The 15,544-nt window shown below is 64.5% G+C and carries 14 protein-coding genes; 10 read left to right on the forward strand and 4 right to left on the reverse strand.

What is annotated here, in order from left to right:
* Window positions 1-90 precede the first annotated feature (90 nt).
* On the forward strand, window positions 91-615 hold the full coding sequence (locus ACK2SD_RS21045; protein ID WP_412460750.1) for an outer membrane protein assembly factor BamE: 525 nt from the start codon (window positions 91-93) through the stop codon (window positions 613-615).
* 76 nt (window positions 616-691) lie between these two features.
* On the opposite strand, the gene ACK2SD_RS21050 is transcribed toward ACK2SD_RS21045, so the two are convergent.
* Window positions 692-1,126: a type II toxin-antitoxin system RatA family toxin gene (locus ACK2SD_RS21050; protein WP_029613098.1), complete on the reverse strand. Its 435-nt coding sequence runs from the start codon at window positions 1,124-1,126 to the stop codon at window positions 692-694.
* Window positions 1,127-1,286: 160 nt separating this feature from the next.
* Between ACK2SD_RS21050 and smpB the strand changes: the two genes are divergently transcribed.
* Window positions 1,287-1,769 (forward strand): SsrA-binding protein SmpB, encoded by a 483-nt coding sequence (gene smpB, locus ACK2SD_RS21055; protein WP_029613099.1) that lies wholly within the window; start codon window positions 1,287-1,289, stop codon window positions 1,767-1,769.
* A 64-nt stretch (window positions 1,770-1,833) separates the two neighbouring features.
* On the opposite strand, the gene ACK2SD_RS21060 is transcribed toward smpB, so the two are convergent.
* Window positions 1,834-2,601, reverse strand: coding sequence for an FCD domain-containing protein (locus ACK2SD_RS21060; protein ID WP_029613100.1), 768 nt, complete (start codon window positions 2,599-2,601; stop codon window positions 1,834-1,836).
* Between the two features lie 247 nt (window positions 2,602-2,848).
* Between ACK2SD_RS21060 and ACK2SD_RS21065 the strand changes: the two genes are divergently transcribed.
* From ACK2SD_RS21065 to ACK2SD_RS21100, 8 genes are all read left to right on the forward strand, one after another.
* A complete protein-coding gene (locus ACK2SD_RS21065; protein WP_412460751.1) occupies window positions 2,849-4,519 on the forward strand; it encodes a lactate permease LctP family transporter in 1,671 nt (556 codons plus the stop codon).
* Between the two features lie 61 nt (window positions 4,520-4,580).
* Window positions 4,581-5,726: an FMN-dependent L-lactate dehydrogenase LldD gene (gene lldD / locus ACK2SD_RS21070; protein ID WP_295486059.1), complete on the forward strand. Its 1,146-nt coding sequence runs from the start codon at window positions 4,581-4,583 to the stop codon at window positions 5,724-5,726.
* A gap of 72 nt (window positions 5,727-5,798) precedes the next feature.
* Window positions 5,799-8,609: an FAD-binding and (Fe-S)-binding domain-containing protein gene (locus tag ACK2SD_RS21075; RefSeq protein WP_412460752.1), complete on the forward strand. Its 2,811-nt coding sequence runs from the start codon at window positions 5,799-5,801 to the stop codon at window positions 8,607-8,609.
* 119 nt (window positions 8,610-8,728) lie between these two features.
* Window positions 8,729-9,952, forward strand: a complete 1,224-nt coding sequence (locus ACK2SD_RS21080; protein ID WP_412460753.1) for an MFS transporter — start codon at window positions 8,729-8,731, stop codon at window positions 9,950-9,952.
* A 183-nt stretch (window positions 9,953-10,135) separates the two neighbouring features.
* Window positions 10,136-11,431: an NCS2 family permease gene (locus tag ACK2SD_RS21085; protein ID WP_039575089.1), complete on the forward strand. Its 1,296-nt coding sequence runs from the start codon at window positions 10,136-10,138 to the stop codon at window positions 11,429-11,431.
* Complete coding sequence (gene trmA, locus ACK2SD_RS21090) at window positions 11,428-12,513, forward strand: tRNA (uridine(54)-C5)-methyltransferase TrmA (RefSeq protein WP_412460754.1); 1,086 nt, start codon at window positions 11,428-11,430, stop codon at window positions 12,511-12,513. The genes ACK2SD_RS21085 and trmA overlap by 4 nt, the downstream gene beginning before the upstream one ends.
* Window positions 12,514-12,569: 56 nt before the next feature.
* Window positions 12,570-13,478: a LysR family transcriptional regulator gene (locus ACK2SD_RS21095; protein ID WP_412460755.1), complete on the forward strand. Its 909-nt coding sequence runs from the start codon at window positions 12,570-12,572 to the stop codon at window positions 13,476-13,478.
* A gap of 100 nt (window positions 13,479-13,578) precedes the next feature.
* A complete protein-coding gene (locus ACK2SD_RS21100; protein WP_412460756.1) occupies window positions 13,579-14,016 on the forward strand; it encodes a cupin domain-containing protein in 438 nt (145 codons plus the stop codon).
* Window positions 14,017-14,056: 40 nt separating this feature from the next.
* Here the strand turns inward: ACK2SD_RS21100 and pcaG are convergent, their stop codons facing one another.
* Both pcaG and pcaH read right to left on the reverse strand, forming a co-directional pair.
* Complete coding sequence (pcaG, locus tag ACK2SD_RS21105; protein ID WP_342649746.1) at window positions 14,057-14,662, reverse strand: protocatechuate 3,4-dioxygenase subunit alpha; 606 nt, start codon at window positions 14,660-14,662, stop codon at window positions 14,057-14,059.
* An 11-nt stretch (window positions 14,663-14,673) separates the two neighbouring features.
* Window positions 14,674-15,393 (reverse strand): protocatechuate 3,4-dioxygenase subunit beta, encoded by a 720-nt coding sequence (gene pcaH / locus ACK2SD_RS21110; RefSeq protein ID WP_029613106.1) that lies wholly within the window; start codon window positions 15,391-15,393, stop codon window positions 14,674-14,676.
* Window positions 15,394-15,544 lie beyond the last annotated feature (151 nt).

Below are 15,544 nucleotides of genomic sequence, written 5' to 3' on the forward strand. Positions count from 1 at the left end.
TTTCTCGCCGATGCTGCTTCGCAGCTTCTCTTAATACGGGTATGATCGGGGTTTACGTTGTCCAGCCAAGATAGTGGAAGTCGCCCACCGATGCAAAACAACACCAAGCTCTTGCTAACCAGCCTCACCCTCGTGGGACTGCTCGCACTCGCCGGTTGCTCGTTTCCCGGGGTTTACAAAATCGACATCCAGCAGGGCAATGTCGTCACGCAGGACATGATAGACCAATTGCGTCCGGGAATGACCCGACGGCAGGTAAGGTTTATCATGGGCAACCCGCTCCTGCAGGATCCCTTCAATACCAATCGCTGGGATTACCTCTATAGCATTCAGCCAGGCGGCGGTAAGCGTCAGCAGGAACGCATGAGCGTGTTCTTCAATGAAGGCGACCAACTCGTGAGCCTGTCTGGCGACTTCATGCCAGGTGTCAGCCGCGACCAGGAAATCCTGGGTGGAAGCAGCGATACCACGGTCAGCCCGGCCAAGCAGCCGTCCGGCCAGCCTGAGACGCCTGCCAAACCCGGTTCGGCCGAAGAGTCGATCCAGCGCGAAATCGATACCATCGAAACCACGCCGGTGCCGACACCCGCGCCGCTCGAGACCTCGCCCCAGTAAAGGCAGCGCTCATGAAAAAGCCCGGACATGTCCGGGCTTTTTGTTGGCCGTTGCAGCGATGAGCGTCCATGACCGCTCAGCCATGCAACTCCTTGGCGCGCTGGCAGAAGGCATCGACCAGGGTATTGGCCGCCTGATTGAACAATGGCCCAAGTGTGGCGCGAACCAACGGCCCGGCATAATCGAACGACAAGTCCAGACTGATCTTGCACGCCTTCTCACCCAGCGCCTTGAAGACCCATACCCCGTGCAACTGCGTGAACGGCCCTTCCTCCAGCGTCATCTCGATGGACTGCCCAGGCACCAGCACATTGCGCGTGACGAATTGCTGACTCATGCCGCCTTTGGCCACCTCGAGCCTGGCACGCATGTGCGTATCGCTCGACTCGATCACCGTCGAATCCGAGCACCAGGGGAGAAACTCAGGGTAACTGGCCACGTCGTTGACCAGGTCATAGAGCGCCTGGGCAGGGTATGGCAGCAGGGCGGAGCGTTGAATATGGGTAGTCATCCAGGCATCACTTCCAAGCTGGGCGGCAGCACCTCGCGGCGCTTCGGGACGTTTCCGTTCAAGGGAACTATTCCGGCATTGTCCGGGATTCATCCTGTCGGCTCAAGCACACCGAACCCCATAGCCAGAGGCCATGGCGACTGCCTATAATGCCGCCCCTATGGCTAAGCAAAAGAAACATCCGACCGGGACCATCGCGCAGAACAAGAAAGCGCGACACGATTACTTCATCGAACACAAGTTCGAGGCCGGACTGGTCCTGTCCGGTTGGGAAGTAAAAAGCCTGCGGGCCGGCAAAGCGCACCTGACCGACAGCTACGTGCTGCTCAAGGATGGCGAAGCCTGGCTGTTCGGCAGCCACATTGCCCCGCTGACCGCCGCCAGCACCCACGTCGTCGCCGACCCCATCCGTACGCGCAAGCTGCTGCTGAACAAGCGCGAGCTTGAGCGCGTGGAAGCGGCCGTGGCGCAGAAGGGTTACACCTGCGTGGCCTTGGCGCTGTACTGGAGCAAGCACCTGATCAAGTGCGAGATCGCACTCGGCAAGGGCAAGAAGGAGTTCGACAAGCGCGACACCCTGCGCGAACGCGACTCCAATCGCGAGCTGCAGCGCGCGGTGCGCAACAAGGGCAAGGAAGAATAGCGCCCCGTATCGGGCGACCTCGCTACCACCTCATCCGTGGCAGTGGGCTCGCCCAGCACAAACTTCACCGCCCGCTGCGCCGCTGCGCCCGTGCCACACGCTGGGCTTCCTGACGTGCCTCCTCGAGCACTTCCTGCACATAGATGATGTGTCGACTCGACACCTCACGCGCCTCTTGCGCGCGCCCCTCGACAATCGCCTGGTACAGCTCGCGATGCTGCGCGATCAGCATGTCGCGCGTTTCCGGCCGCTGCTGGTACATGCCGCCGATATTGGTCACCACATTGCGCTTGAGCAAATCGAACAGCCCACGGATGGTGTGCAGCAGCACCGCGTTATGGCTGGCCTCGGCGATCGCCAGGTGAAAGCGCGCGTCGGCCGCCCCCTCTTCTGCGCGGCTGACCTCATCGGCGCGGGCATAGCAGTCCTGAAGCGTGTCGAACGCGGCCTTGAGCCGCGCCCGATCAGGTTCGGTGGCACGCTGGGCAGCGTAGTAGGCGCATGACGCTTCCAAGGTGTGACGAAACTCCAGCAGGTCGCGCTGGGCCTCGGGATTGTCTTCGAGCAATAGCAGCAGCGGATCGCTGAAGGTCGAGCCCAGCGACTCAGCGACATAGTTGCCGCCGCCCTGACGGCTTATCAGCAATCCCTTGGCCACCAGCTTCTGGATCGCCTCGCGAAGCGACGGTCGCGAGACGCCGAACTGCTCGGCCAACGCGCGCTCAGCGGGCAGGCGCTGCCCAGCACTCAGGGTGCCCTCGAGAATCATCGCTTCCAACCGGTCGACGATATCGTCGGACAAGCGCCGCTGGCGCACCTGATCAAACACCATCACCTGCCTCTCCACTGACCCCGCTATCGATCGCGGGGCGCCCATTGTGCGCCTCTGCCGAGCGTTCAGCCACACCACCGGCCGCGCCCAATGGACGCTCCGCTCATCGGCCTGCGACCAAAGTTCTGCTTGGGACAAATTGACACACCCCTGACCGGGCTTTTAACCTAGCCACCAGCCATTGAAAATTGGTCTTACCAATTATCCAATGCCAGCGCTGACCAACAACAATTAGGGGTTACCCCATATGCAAACCTGGCAACAACTCTACGCCCCACTCGGGAGTCTCGGCCTGTCCGCTCTGGCGGCAGTCATCCCCATCGTGTTCTTCTTCCTGGCCTTGGCCGTGTTCCGACTCAAGGGGCATGTGGCGGGCAGTATCACCCTTGGCTTGTCGATCCTGGTGGCGATCTTCGCCTTCCACATGCCCGCCGACATGGCCCTCGCCGCCGCCGGCTACGGCTTCCTCTACGGCCTGTGGCCCATCGCCTGGATCATCGTCGCAGCCGTGTTCCTGTACAAACTGACGGTCAAGAGCGGCCAGTTCGAAGTGATCCGCAGCTCGGTGCTGTCGATCACCGACGACCAGCGCCTGCAAGTGCTGCTGATCGGCTTCTGCTTCGGCGCATTCCTCGAAGGTGCCGCAGGCTTCGGTGCCCCGGTGGCCATCACTGCCGCACTGCTGGTGGGCCTGGGCTTCAATCCGCTGTACGCCGCTGGCCTGTGCCTGATCGCCAATACCGCGCCAGTGGCCTTCGGTGCGCTGGGCATCCCGATCATCGTCGCCGGCCAGGTGACTGGCATCGACGCCTTCCACATTGGCGCCATGACCGGCCGCCAACTGCCGCTGCTGTCGCTGTTCGTGCCGTTCTGGCTGGTGTTCATGATGGACGGTCTGCGCGGCGTGAAAGAAACCTGGCCAGCGGCATTGGTCGCCGGCTTGAGCTTTGCCGCCACCCAGTACTTCACCTCCAACTTCATCGGCCCGGAACTGCCTGACATCACCTCAGCCCTGGCCAGCCTGATCGCTCTGACCCTGTTCCTGAAGGTCTGGCAGCCCAAGCGCGCGCTCACCCAGACCCAGGGCAGCACAGGCGCGGCGGTGGTCGCAGGCGTCGGCGGCCAGCCATCGCCCTATAGCTTCGGCGAGATCTTCAAAGCCTGGTCGCCTTTCCTGATCCTGACCGTACTGGTGACCATCTGGACCCTCAAGCCCTTCAAGGCCGCTTTCGCGCCGGGCGGAGCGATGTACAACTTCGTGTTCAATTTTGCGATCCCGCATCTGGATCAACTGGTGATCAAGACCGCGCCGATCGTCACCGCTCCCCTGGCCATGCCGGCGGTGTTCAAGTTCGACCCGATCTCGGCCACCGGCACGGCGATCTTTCTCTCGGCACTGATCGCCATGGCCGTGCTGAAGATCAACGTTAAAACTGGTCTGACCACTTTCAAGGAAACCGTCTGGGAACTGCGCTGGCCGATTCTGTCGATCGGGATGGTGCTGGCCTTTGCCTTTGTTACCAACTATTCGGGCATGTCCTCGACCATGGCCCTGGTACTGGCCGGCACCGGGGCGGCATTCCCGTTCTTCTCGCCGTTCCTCGGCTGGCTGGGCGTGTTCCTGACCGGCTCCGACACCTCCTCCAACGCCCTGTTCAGCTCCTTGCAGGCCACTACGGCGCACCAGATCGGCGTCAGCGACACCCTGCTGGTCGCCGCCAACACCAGCGGCGGCGTGACCGGCAAGATGATCTCGCCGCAGTCGATCGCCGTGGCTTGCGCCGCCACCGGGCTGGTGGGCAAAGAGTCGGATCTGTTCCGTTTCACCTTAAAGCACAGCCTGTTCTTCGCCACCATCGTCGGCCTGATCACCTTGATTCAGGCCTATTGGCTGACCGGCATGCTGGTTACTCACTAAAGTGAAAGGGGCCGGGCGTCCAGGCGTCCGGCATCTCCTTCAACCCACGCTGCGAGATTCCATGATCATTTCCGCCTCCACCGACTACCGCGCCGCAGCCCAGCGCAAGCTGCCCCCCTTCCTGTTCCACTACGCCGACGGTGGCGCCTACGCCGAGCACACCCTGCGCCACAACGTCTCGGACCTGGCCAGCATCGCCCTGCGCCAACGCGTACTGAAGAACATGTCCGAACTGAGCCTCAAGACCGAGCTGTTCGGCGAGACCTTGAGCATGCCGGTGGCCCTGGCGCCGGTCGGTCTCACCGGCATGTACGCCCGCCGGGGCGAGGTACAGGCGGCGCGCGCGGCGGCCGAGCACGGCATCCCGTTCACGATGTCCACCGTGTCGGTCTGCCCGATCGAGGAAGTGGCGCCGGCCATCGACCGACCGATGTGGTTCCAGCTCTACGTGCTCAAGGACCGTGGCTTCATGCGCAATGCGCTGGAGCGGGCCAAGGCCGCTGGCGTGCGCACCCTGGTGTTCACCGTCGACATGCCCACCCCGGGCGCCCGCTACCGCGATGCCCACTCCGGCATGAGCGGCAGGAACGGCCCGCTGCGCCGCATGCTGCAGGCCATGACCCATCCGCAATGGGCGTGGGATGTCGGCGTCATGGGCCGTCCGCACGACTTGGGCAACATCTCCGCCTACCGCGGCAACCCGACGGGCCTGGCCGACTACATCGGCTGGCTGGCCGCCAACTTCGACCCGTCGATCTCCTGGAAGGACCTGGAGTGGATCCGCGAATTCTGGGACGGCCCGATGATCATCAAAGGCATCCTCGACGCCGACGATGCCCGCGATGCCGTGCGTTTCGGTGCCGACGGCATCGTCGTTTCCAACCACGGCGGTCGCCAACTCGACGGCGTGCTCTCCAGCGCCCGCGCCCTGCCGGCGATTGCCGACGCGGTAAAAGGCGATCTGAAGATCCTCGCCGACTCTGGCATTCGCAGCGGCCTGGACGTGGTGCGTATGATCGCCTTGGGCGCCGACACCGTGCTGATCGGTCGCGCGTTCCTCTGGGCCTTGGCCGTGCATGGCCAGGCCGGAGTGAAGAACCTGCTGGAATTGTTCGAGAAGGAAATGCGCGTGGCCATGGTGTTGACCGGCACCAAGACGATCGGCGAGATCACCCGCGACTCGCTGGTCCGCGAACTGGGCGCCTGAGCCCTGCGTAACCAAGCCTGATAGCCCGGGGCACGCCGCGCACCAGACGCGCCGGCCCCGTGAGGAGATTGCATGAGTCTGCCCGCTGCGTTCCTGCGCGATGCCGAGCGCCTGATCCCCGCCGAACGCCGGTTCGACGACCCGACCTCGACCCTGGCCTTCGGTACCGACGCCAGCTTCTACCGCTTGATTCCCAAGCTGGTGGTGCGCGTGGAATCCGAGGACGAGGTGATCGGCCTGCTGCGCCTGGCCCAGCGCGAGCGCGTGCCGGTCACCTTCCGCGCCGCCGGCACCAGTTTGTCCGGCCAGGCCCTGAGCGATTCGGTGCTGATCGTGCTGGGCGAGCGCTGGAATGGCCGCGAGATCCGCAATCAGGGCGAACAGATTCGTCTGCAACCGGGCGTCATCGGCGCCCAGGCCAATACCTGGTTGGCGCCCTATGGGCGCAAGATCGGCCCGGACCCGGCGTCAATCAACGCCTGCAAGATCGGCGGTATCGTCGCCAACAACGCCAGCGGCATGTGCTGCGGCACCGCGCAGAACACCTATCACACCCTGGCTGGCCTGCGCCTGGTGCTGGCCGACGGCACCTGCCTGGACAGCGAAGATCCGGCCAGTGTGGCCGCCTTCGAACGCAGCCACGCCGATCTCCTGAACGCGTTGGCGCGCCTGGGCCGCGAGACCCGCGCCAACCTGCCCCTGGCCGAGCGCATCCGGCACAAGTACCGACTGAAGAACACCACCGGCCTGTCGCTCAATGCACTGGTGGACTACGACGCGCCGCTGGACATCCTGCAGCACCTGCTGGTCGGCTCCGAAGGCACGTTGGGCTTCATCAGCGCCGTCACCTACCACACGGTGCCCGACCACCCCCACAAGGCCAGTGCGCTGCTGGTGTTTCCCAGCGTCGAGAGCTGCTGTCGCGCGGTCACCGTGCTCAAGCAGCAGCCGGTGTCCGCCGTGGAACTGCTCGACCGCCGCAGTCTGCGCTCGGTTCAGCAAATGCCAGGCATGCCGGACTGGGTCCGGGGATTGTCGGACCACGCCTGTGCCCTGCTGATCGAGTCGCGCGCGGCCAGCCAAAGCCTGTTGCACGAACAACTGAACCAAGTGATGGCCTCCATCGCCGATTTCGCCTTGGAACAGCAGGTCGATTTCAGCGAAGACCCTGCCGTCTACAACGTGTTGTGGAAGATCCGCAAGGACACCTTCCCGGCGGTCGGTGCCGTGCGCCAGACCGGCACCACGGTGATCATCGAGGACGTGACCTTCCCGGTGGAACTGCTCGCCGAAGGCGTCAACCGACTGCTGCAGTTGTTCGACAAGCACCGCTACGACGAGGCGATCATTTTCGGCCACGCCCTGGAAGGCAACCTGCATTTCGTCTTCACCCAGGGCTTCAACAGCGCCGAGGAAGTGGCGCGCTACCAGGCGTTCATGGACGATGTGGCGCAGTTGGTGGCCGTGGAATTCGGTGGTTCGCTCAAGGCCGAACATGGTACCGGACGCAACATGGCACCCTTCGTCGAACTGGAGTGGGGCCAGGACGCCTACCAATTGATGTGGCAGCTCAAACGGCTGCTCGATCCCAATGGCATCCTCAACCCGGACGTGGTGCTCAGCGACGACCCGGACATTCACCTGAAACACCTCAAGCCGCTACCGGCCGCCGACGAGATCGTCGACAAGTGCATCGAGTGCGGTTTCTGCGAGCCGGTGTGTCCGTCACGCGGACTGACCCTGAGCCCGCGCCAGCGCATCGTCATGTGGCGCGACATCCAGGCCAAACGCCGCGCCGGCATCGACACCCGTGAGCTGCTGCAGACCTACCAGTACCAGGGCCTCGACACCTGCGCCGCCACCGGGCTGTGCGCCCAGCGTTGCCCGGTGGGCATCAATACCGGCGAGTTGGTGAAGAAGCTGCGCGGCCAGGCGGCGAGCCACCTCCAACGGGCCGATTGGCTCGCCGAACATTTCCACACCGTGCTGCGTGGTGCGCGCCTGACCCTGGCCGTGGCCAACGGTGCACGCAAGCTGCTGGGCGCGCCGCGCCTGGAGAGTTTGAGCAGCGGCTTGCGCAGGGCCAGCCGGGGTCGCCTGCCGCAGTGGACAGCGGCCATGCCGCAACCGCTCGCGCCGATCAGCGTGATCCCGGTCAGCCAGGACGCACGCCCCCGGGTCGTCTACCTGGCCGCTTGCGTGTCGCGGGTGATGGGCCCGGCGTACACCGACGGCGAGCAGCGCTCGTTGCTGGACAAGACCCGTGCACTGCTGGAAAAAGCCGGTTATCAGGTGATCTTCCCCGAGCACGCCGACAGCCTGTGCTGCGGGCAGCCGTTCGCCTCCAAGGGCTATGCCGAACAAGCCGAGCACAAGCGCCAGGAACTGATCGCTGCGCTGCTGCAGGCCAGTCGCGGCGGGCTCGACCCGATCTACTGCGACACCAGCCCCTGTACCCTTCGCCTGGTGCAGGATCTGGGCAACTGCCGCCTCGACCTGTACGACCCCGTGCGCTTCATCCGTACCCACCTGCTCGACAAGCTGGAGTTCACCCCACAGGATGAACCGGTGGCCGTGCATGTCACCTGCAGCACCCAGCACCTGGGCGAAAGCCAGGCGCTCATCGACCTGGCGCGCCGCTGCAGCAAACAGGTCGTGATACCCGAGGGCATTCACTGCTGTGGTTTCGCCGGCGACAAAGGCTTCACCACACCGCAGCTCAATGCCCATGCACTGCGCACGCTCAAGGGCGCGGTGCAGCAGTGCAGCGAAGGGATCTCCACCAGTCGGACCTGTGAGATCGGGTTATCGACCCACAGTGGTATCGACTATCACGGACTGGTGTATCTGGTGGACCGGGTGACGCGGGCGCGCAGCCTCTGAACCTGAACGCGGCGCCGCCTTCTTATGGGGGCGGTCGCCACAGAGCGGCCTGCTCGCAACCATTTGTTACAACTAGATGCTACTCTGCAGCCCTCCCCCTTGGCCGCCGTTGACCTCCGATGTCAGAGTCCGCACCGCCGCTGCTGCGTCACCACCGTCCTTTCATCGCCTTCTGGCTCGCCCGGGTGTTCACCGCCAGCGGCTTCCAGATGCTCACCGTGGCCATCGGCTGGCACCTCTATCAGCTCACCGGCAATGTGCTGGACCTTGGCCTGGTCGGCCTGGTGGAGTTCGCCCCGCGCGTGCTGTTCATGCTGCACACCGGGCATGTGGCCGACCGCTACGACCGGCGCAAGGTGGCGGCACTGTGCCAAAGCCTGCAGGGGTTGATCGCCCTCGCCCTGGCGCTGGGCAGTGCCACCGACAACGTCAGCCGCGAACTGATCTTCCTGCTGGCGTTCCTGCTCGGCGCCACCCGCGCCTTCGAGATGCCCGCTACCCAGGCCCTGCTGCCGAACGTGGTGCCCGCAGGGCTGTTCCCGCGTGCCGTTGCCGCTTCGGCCTCCGCCACCCAGGCAGCGACCATCGTCGCCCCGGCGCTCGGCGGGCTGCTCTACGCCTTGGGCAGCGTCTGGGTGTATGGCCCGACCGTTGCGCTGTACGCCATCGCCTGCGCACTCACGCTCAGCCTCCAGGCCCGCCAGCAGACGCCGCAGCGCGGCCGAGCCAGCGTGCAGTCCCTGCTGGCCGGCATCCACTTCATCCGCAGCCGCCCCGACATCCTCGGTGCCATCTCGCTGGACCTGTTCGCCGTGTTGCTGGGCGGCGCCACGGCATTGCTGCCGGTGTTCGCCCGCGACATTCTGCTCACCGGCCCGTGGGGCCTGGGCCTGCTGCGCTCGGCGCCTGCAGTGGGGGCGCTGTTGATGTCGTTGTGGCTGGCGCGCTTCCCGGTCGAGCGCAAAGTCGGTCGAACCATGTTCACCGCCGTGGGCGTGTTCGGCGTGGCGACCATCGCCTTCGGCCTGTCGACCTCGTTCTGGTTCTCCCTGGCGGTGCTGGTGGTGCTCGGCGCGGCGGACATGATCAGCATGGTCATCCGCAGTGCCTTCGTGCAGTTGGAAACGCCGGACGACATGCGCGGACGGGTCAGTGCAGTGAACGGGCTGTTCATCGGTGCCTCGAATCAGCTCGGAGAATTCGAATCCGGCGTCACTGCGCACTGGTTTGGCACAGTGCCGGCCGTGGTGCTCGGTGGCCTGGGCACGCTGCTGGTCACCGGGGTGTGGATAAAGCTGTTCCCGACCCTGGCGCACCGCGACCGGATGCACAATTCCGAGTAGCCCTGGCCAAGCCGCTTCGCACCGCGCAGCGGCCACCCGCGACAGCCATAGGCCCCCGCCCACCATGCTGGTATGATGCGCGGCTTTTTTGCACCCCGCACAAATCCACGGCACCCGGTACGGTCTGTGCTTTGCTGTTGAGGTCCAACACATTCACGGCGCTGCGGCGTCATGGGAGCAGGCATGCTGGAAAGGCTGTTTCAACTCAAGGCACACAATACCAACGTGCGCACCGAGATCCTTGCGGGCGTCACCACCTTCCTGGCCATGGCCTACATCCTGTTCGTCAACCCGAGCATCCTGGGCGAGACCGGCATGGACAAGGGCGCGATCTTCGTCGCCACCTGCCTGGCCGCAGCCATCGGCTCGGTGACCATGGGCCTGATCGCCAACTACCCGATCGCCCTGGCGCCAGGCATGGGCCTGAACGCTTTCTTCACCTACACGGTGGTCCTGCACATGGGCCACACCTGGCAGGTGGCACTGGGCGCAGTGTTCCTCTCGGCGGTGCTGTTCTTCCTGCTGTCGATCTTCCGTATCCGCGAATGGATCGTGAACAGCATCCCGCTGCCACTGCGGTCGGCCATCGCGGCGGGCATCGGTCTGTTCCTGGCGCTGATCGCCTTGCACAACGCCGGCATCGTCGTCGATAACCCGGCGACCCTGGTGGGCCTGGGCGACTTGCGCAACCCCGCCCCCATCCTCGCCACCCTCGGTTTCTTCCTGATCGTCGCCCTGGAGGCGTTGAAGGTCCGCGGGGCGGTGCTGATCGGCATTCTCGCCGTGACCGTAGTGTCGATCCTGATCGGCGCCAGCCCGTTCGCCGGCATCGTCTCGCTGCCGCCCTCACTCGCACCGACCTTCCTGCAACTGGACATCAAGGGCGCGCTGGACGTTGGCCTGATCAGCGTGATCTTCGCGTTCCTGTTCGTCGACCTGTTCGACAACTCCGGCACCCTCATCGGCGTGGCCAAGCGCGCCGGGTTGATGGGCAAGGACGGCCACATGCCGAAGATGGGCCGGGCACTGATCGCCGACAGCACCGCCGCCATGGCCGGTTCCCTGCTCGGCACCTCGACCACCACCAGCTACATCGAGTCGGCGGCCGGCGTCAGTGCCGGCGGGCGTACCGGCCTGACCGCCATCGTGGTCGCCGTGCTGTTTCTGCTTGCGCTGTTCTTCGCACCGCTGGCCGGCAGCGTGCCGGCCTTCGCCACCGCGCCGGCATTGCTGTTCGTTGCCGTGCTGATGGCTTCGGGCCTGGCCGAAATCAACTGGGACGACGTCACTGAAGCGGCACCGGTGGTGGTCACGGCCCTGGCCATGCCACTGACCTACTCGATCGCCAACGGCATCGCCTTCGGCTTCATCGCCTGGACCGCCATCAAGCTGATTTCCGGTCGTCGCCACGACCTGAACCCGGCGTTGGTGATCCTGTCCATCCTGTTCGTCATCAAGCTGGGCTGGTTCAACGCATGAGTGCTGCCTTCGACCCTTCGCAATACGCCACGCAACTGCAAGCCAAGGTCGAGCGCCTGAACGAGTTGCTGGCACCGTTCGATGCGCCGGCTCCGTCGGTGTTCGAGTCGCCGCGCGAGCACTATCGCCTGCGCGCCGAGTTCCGCCTGTGGCGCGAGGAGGGCCAGCGCCACTACGCCATGTTCGCGCCGGGCGAGAAGCACAAGGCGATTCTCATCGACGACTTCCCCATCGCCAGCCAGCGCATCAATGTGCTGATGCCGCAGTTAAAAGCCGCCTGGCAGGGCAACGAAGACCTGAGCAACCGCCTGTTCCAAGTGGAGTTCCTCACCACCCTGGCGGGCGACGCGATGGTCACGCTGTGCTATCACCGCCCGCTGGACGCCGCCTGGGAAGCCGCCGCGCAACAGTTGGCCGCCGACCTTGAGGTCAGCGTGATCGGCCGCTCCAAGGGCAAGCGCGTGGTGATCGGCCGCGACTATGCGCTGGAGCAACTCGACATCGGCGGGCAAACCTTCAGTTATCGCCAACCCGAAGGCGCCTTCACCCAGCCCAACGGCGCGGTGAACCAGAAGATGCTGGCCTGGGCCTGCGAAGCCATGGGCCAACGCGACGACGACCTGCTGGAACTGTACTGCGGCAACGGCAACTTCACCCTGCCGCTGGCCACCCGCGCACGCCAGGTGCTGGCCACCGAAATCAGCAAGACCTCGGTCAATGCCGCCCTGCACAACCTCGACGAGAACGGCATCGACAACGTGCGCCTGGTGCGCCTGTCGGCCGAGGAACTGACCCAGGCCCTGAACGAAGTCCGCCCGTTCCGGCGTCTGGAAGGCATCGACCTGAAAAGCTATGCCTTCGGCACCGTCTTCGTCGATCCGCCGCGCGCCGGTATGGACCCGGACACCTGCGAGCTGACCCGACGCTTCGAGCGTATCCTGTACATTTCCTGCAACCCAGAGACCCTGGCGCAGAACATCGCCCAGTTGCAGGATACCCACCGTATCGAACGTTGCGCGCTGTTCGACCAGTTCCCCTATACCCATCACATGGAAAGTGGAGTGCTGCTGGTCAGGCGCTGAGTTGTCCGCAGGCGGGGCCAGCGCGCCCTGCCTGCGCTCATCATCAGGAGCGGTCCATGGACCAGTTGAGCGCCATGCACACCTTCCGCCGGGTCGTCGACCTCGGCAGTTTCAGCGCCGCCGCCAGCCAGGCCGGCGTCTCCCACACCGTGCTGTCGCGCCAGGTGAAGAACCTGGAACGCGCCCTCGGCACGCAATTGCTCACGCGCACCACGCGCCGACTGCATGCGACCGAAGCAGGCCTGCTGTTCTACCGTCACTGCGTACTGATCCTCGACCAGGTGCAGGCCATGACGCTGGAGCTGTCCGAGCACCAACTGCAACCCACCGGCACCTTGCGCCTGAGCGTGGGCTCGGCGTTCGGCGATCTGGAGCTGGGCCGCTGGTTGCCTGACTTCGTCGAGCAGTACCCGCACCTGCATGTGGAGCTGAACTGCACCGATCGCTTCGTCGATCTGCTGGAAGAGGAGGTCGATGTCTGCCTGCGCATCACCGATCATCTGCCCGATTCGAGCTTGGTCGCCCGGCTGCTGACCCCTAGCCCGGTGTTACTGGTGGCCGCGCCGAGCTACCTCGAACGGCAAGGGTCTCCTACCACACCAGAAGGATTGAGCACCCACCCGCTGCTCGGTTACAGCCGCCTGCAGGAACCCCAACGCCTGACGCTCAGCGCTGCCGATGGCAGCCGCCGCGACGTGCTGATGCCCAGGCGCCTGAGCGCCAATTCACCGATGGCCCTGCGCGCCGCAGCCATCGGCGGACTGGGTATCGCCAGCTTCGACCGCTTCATCGTCGACGACGCGTTGCGCGACGGGCGACTGGTGCCAGTACTGAGCAACTGGCATCTGCCGGGGCGAAACCTGTATGCGGTGTATCCGCACAGTCGTTATCTGGCGCCGAAGGTCCGCGCCCTGATCGATTACGCGCAGCAGTACTACGCAACAACGCGCTGGGGTTGCGATTAGTGCACAAACTGCACAGGCGCTGGCACGTTTTGCCCGTATCTGGACATCGACACCCTGACTAACCTTCGCCTCCTCACTGAACGGGCGAAGGAGCCTCTGCATGAATACCCTGAATACACTCTTGGCAGGTCTGACCTTGGGCGCTATGGCCCTCACCGCCCACGCCGCCGATGACACCTTGATTTCGGTGCCGAACAGCGCTGCGCTGAAATGGCAGGACGTACCGAACACCCAAGGCGCCGTCAGCTACGCCAACGTCGAGGGCGACATCTTCGGCAAAGGGCCTTATTCGGCCTACGTGAAGTTCAAGAAAGGCGTGGACAACGGCCTGCACCAGCACACTCAGGTACTGCCGACAGTGGTACTGGCCGGCACCTTCTACGCGGTGATCGACGGTAAGCGCGTCGAGTACCCGGCAGGTGCTTACTACAAACTGCCGGCCGACCTGGTTCACGAAAGTGGCTGCACCGCCGAGGCTGACTGCCTGCTGTTCCAGTACCAGGCCGATGCCTTCGACCTGAAGCCGGTCAAAGGCTGATCAAGCCGTCGGGGCGGCCTTACGCTGCCGCCCCATCCCGTCAGAAGTCGAAGAACACCGTCTCCCCTTCCCCCTGAATACGTATGTCGAACCGGTAGGCGGTCTTGCCGTCCACTTCGCAGCGCTTGGCGATCAGGGTTTCTCGGCGCTGCGGCTGCTCGATCAGGTTGAGCACCGGACACTGCGCGTTGGCCTCGGCTTCGTCATCGAAATACAGCCGCGTGTGCAAGTGGATGTTGATGCCCCGGGCGAACAGGCTGATGTTGATGTGCGGCGCCATGGGCACCCCGGCAGCGTTGTTGACCACCCCCGGCTTGACCGTGTGCAGCGTCCACTCGCCCGCATCGAAGGTGGTGGCGGTACGACCGAAACTGTTGAAGGCATTTTCCAGGTTGAACTGATCCTGATATTGGCCGTTGGCATCGGCCTGCCACACCTCGAGGAAGGAGTCGCGCACCAGGTGACCATTGCCGTCGTAGACGTGGCCGAGCAGCAGAATATGCTCGCCAGGCGCCTCGGGGCGGGCGAGTCGGCTCCAGATTTCCTGATCACGGGTGGGGTTGCCCGCCGCTTCCAGGGCCAGGCCGATGTGCACATAGGGGCCGGCGGTCTGCGAAGGGGTTTCCGGCAGCAGTTCGATAGGCATGACGGCGCTCCTCAGCGGTTCTCGAAGTGGGTCTGGCGCTGGCCACGCAGCACGATGTCGAAGCGGTAGGCCAGGCAATCCATCGGATTGGCCTGGCTCATGTCCAGGCGCGCGATCAGGCTCTGCACCGCTTGTGGATTGGCGATCGACTTGACGATCGGGCACATCGGGATCAACGGGTCGCCTTCGAAGTACAGCTGGGTGATCAGCTTGGTGGCGATCGCCGGGCCGCTGATGGAGAAATGGATGTGCGCCGGACGCCAGTCGTTCGGCCCGTTACGCCAAGGGTACGGACCTGGCTTGATGGTGCGGAAGCTGTAGTAGCCATCGCGGTCGGTCAGGCACCGACCGACGCCGCCGAAGTTCGGGTCCAGCGGCGCCAGGTAGCGGTCATTCTTGTGTCGGTAGCGGCCACCGGCGTTGGCCTGCCACATTTCCACCAGGGTGTTGGCCACCGGCTTGCCATACTGGTCGACCACACGGCCGGCAACGATGATCCGCTCGCCGATGGGCAAGCCGCCGTTGTTGAAGTTCAGCAGCAGGTCATGGTCATGCTCGCCGAACCGCAGGTGGGAAAAGTCCGGGCCTGTGGTTTCGCTGATCGACTGGGGAATGCTCACCAGCGCCTGGCGTGGCGAGCGGGCAATGGAGGTCTTGTAGTCTGGGGTCAAGGCCTTGGGGTGCCAGTTGCGATCACGGATCGCGAAGCGGCGGTTATCCTGGGCAGGCATGCCGGTGTCCTCTCTTGGAATTGTGCGGGCCGCCTGTGCGTGGCAGGCGGACGCACAGTGTCCGGTAGGCACCGCGCCCGGCCTATTGAAAACTTGCTGGGCAGACATAACCATACGGTTATGCAACTTTCCGGTAGCTGACCGGCTCTCA

Source organism: Pseudomonas sp. SC11 (assembly GCF_047039205.1).
Lineage (GTDB): Bacteria > Pseudomonadota > Gammaproteobacteria > Pseudomonadales > Pseudomonadaceae > Aquipseudomonas > Aquipseudomonas boreofloridensis.

What these genes read in the sequence shown, in the direction of transcription:
- ACK2SD_RS21045 (WP_412460750.1), top strand. Translation starts at nt 91, where the DNA reads ATGCAAAACAACACCAAGCTCTTGCTAACCAGCCTCACCCTCGTGGGA.
- ACK2SD_RS21050 (WP_029613098.1), bottom strand. Translation starts at nt 1,126, where the DNA reads ATGACTACCCATATTCAACGCTCCGCCCTGCTGCCATACCCTGCCCAG.
- smpB (WP_029613099.1), top strand. Translation starts at nt 1,287, where the DNA reads ATGGCTAAGCAAAAGAAACATCCGACCGGGACCATCGCGCAGAACAAG.
- ACK2SD_RS21060 (WP_029613100.1), bottom strand. Translation starts at nt 2,601, where the DNA reads ATGGTGTTTGATCAGGTGCGCCAGCGGCGCTTGTCCGACGATATCGTC.
- ACK2SD_RS21065 (WP_412460751.1), top strand. Translation starts at nt 2,849, where the DNA reads ATGCAAACCTGGCAACAACTCTACGCCCCACTCGGGAGTCTCGGCCTG.
- lldD (WP_295486059.1), top strand. Translation starts at nt 4,581, where the DNA reads ATGATCATTTCCGCCTCCACCGACTACCGCGCCGCAGCCCAGCGCAAG.
- ACK2SD_RS21075 (WP_412460752.1), top strand. Translation starts at nt 5,799, where the DNA reads ATGAGTCTGCCCGCTGCGTTCCTGCGCGATGCCGAGCGCCTGATCCCC.
- ACK2SD_RS21080 (WP_412460753.1), top strand. Translation starts at nt 8,729, where the DNA reads ATGTCAGAGTCCGCACCGCCGCTGCTGCGTCACCACCGTCCTTTCATC.
- ACK2SD_RS21085 (WP_039575089.1), top strand. Translation starts at nt 10,136, where the DNA reads ATGCTGGAAAGGCTGTTTCAACTCAAGGCACACAATACCAACGTGCGC.
- trmA (WP_412460754.1), top strand. Translation starts at nt 11,428, where the DNA reads ATGAGTGCTGCCTTCGACCCTTCGCAATACGCCACGCAACTGCAAGCC.
- ACK2SD_RS21095 (WP_412460755.1), top strand. Translation starts at nt 12,570, where the DNA reads ATGGACCAGTTGAGCGCCATGCACACCTTCCGCCGGGTCGTCGACCTC.
- ACK2SD_RS21100 (WP_412460756.1), top strand. Translation starts at nt 13,579, where the DNA reads ATGAATACCCTGAATACACTCTTGGCAGGTCTGACCTTGGGCGCTATG.
- pcaG (WP_342649746.1), bottom strand. Translation starts at nt 14,662, where the DNA reads ATGCCTATCGAACTGCTGCCGGAAACCCCTTCGCAGACCGCCGGCCCC.
- pcaH (WP_029613106.1), bottom strand. Translation starts at nt 15,393, where the DNA reads ATGCCTGCCCAGGATAACCGCCGCTTCGCGATCCGTGATCGCAACTGG.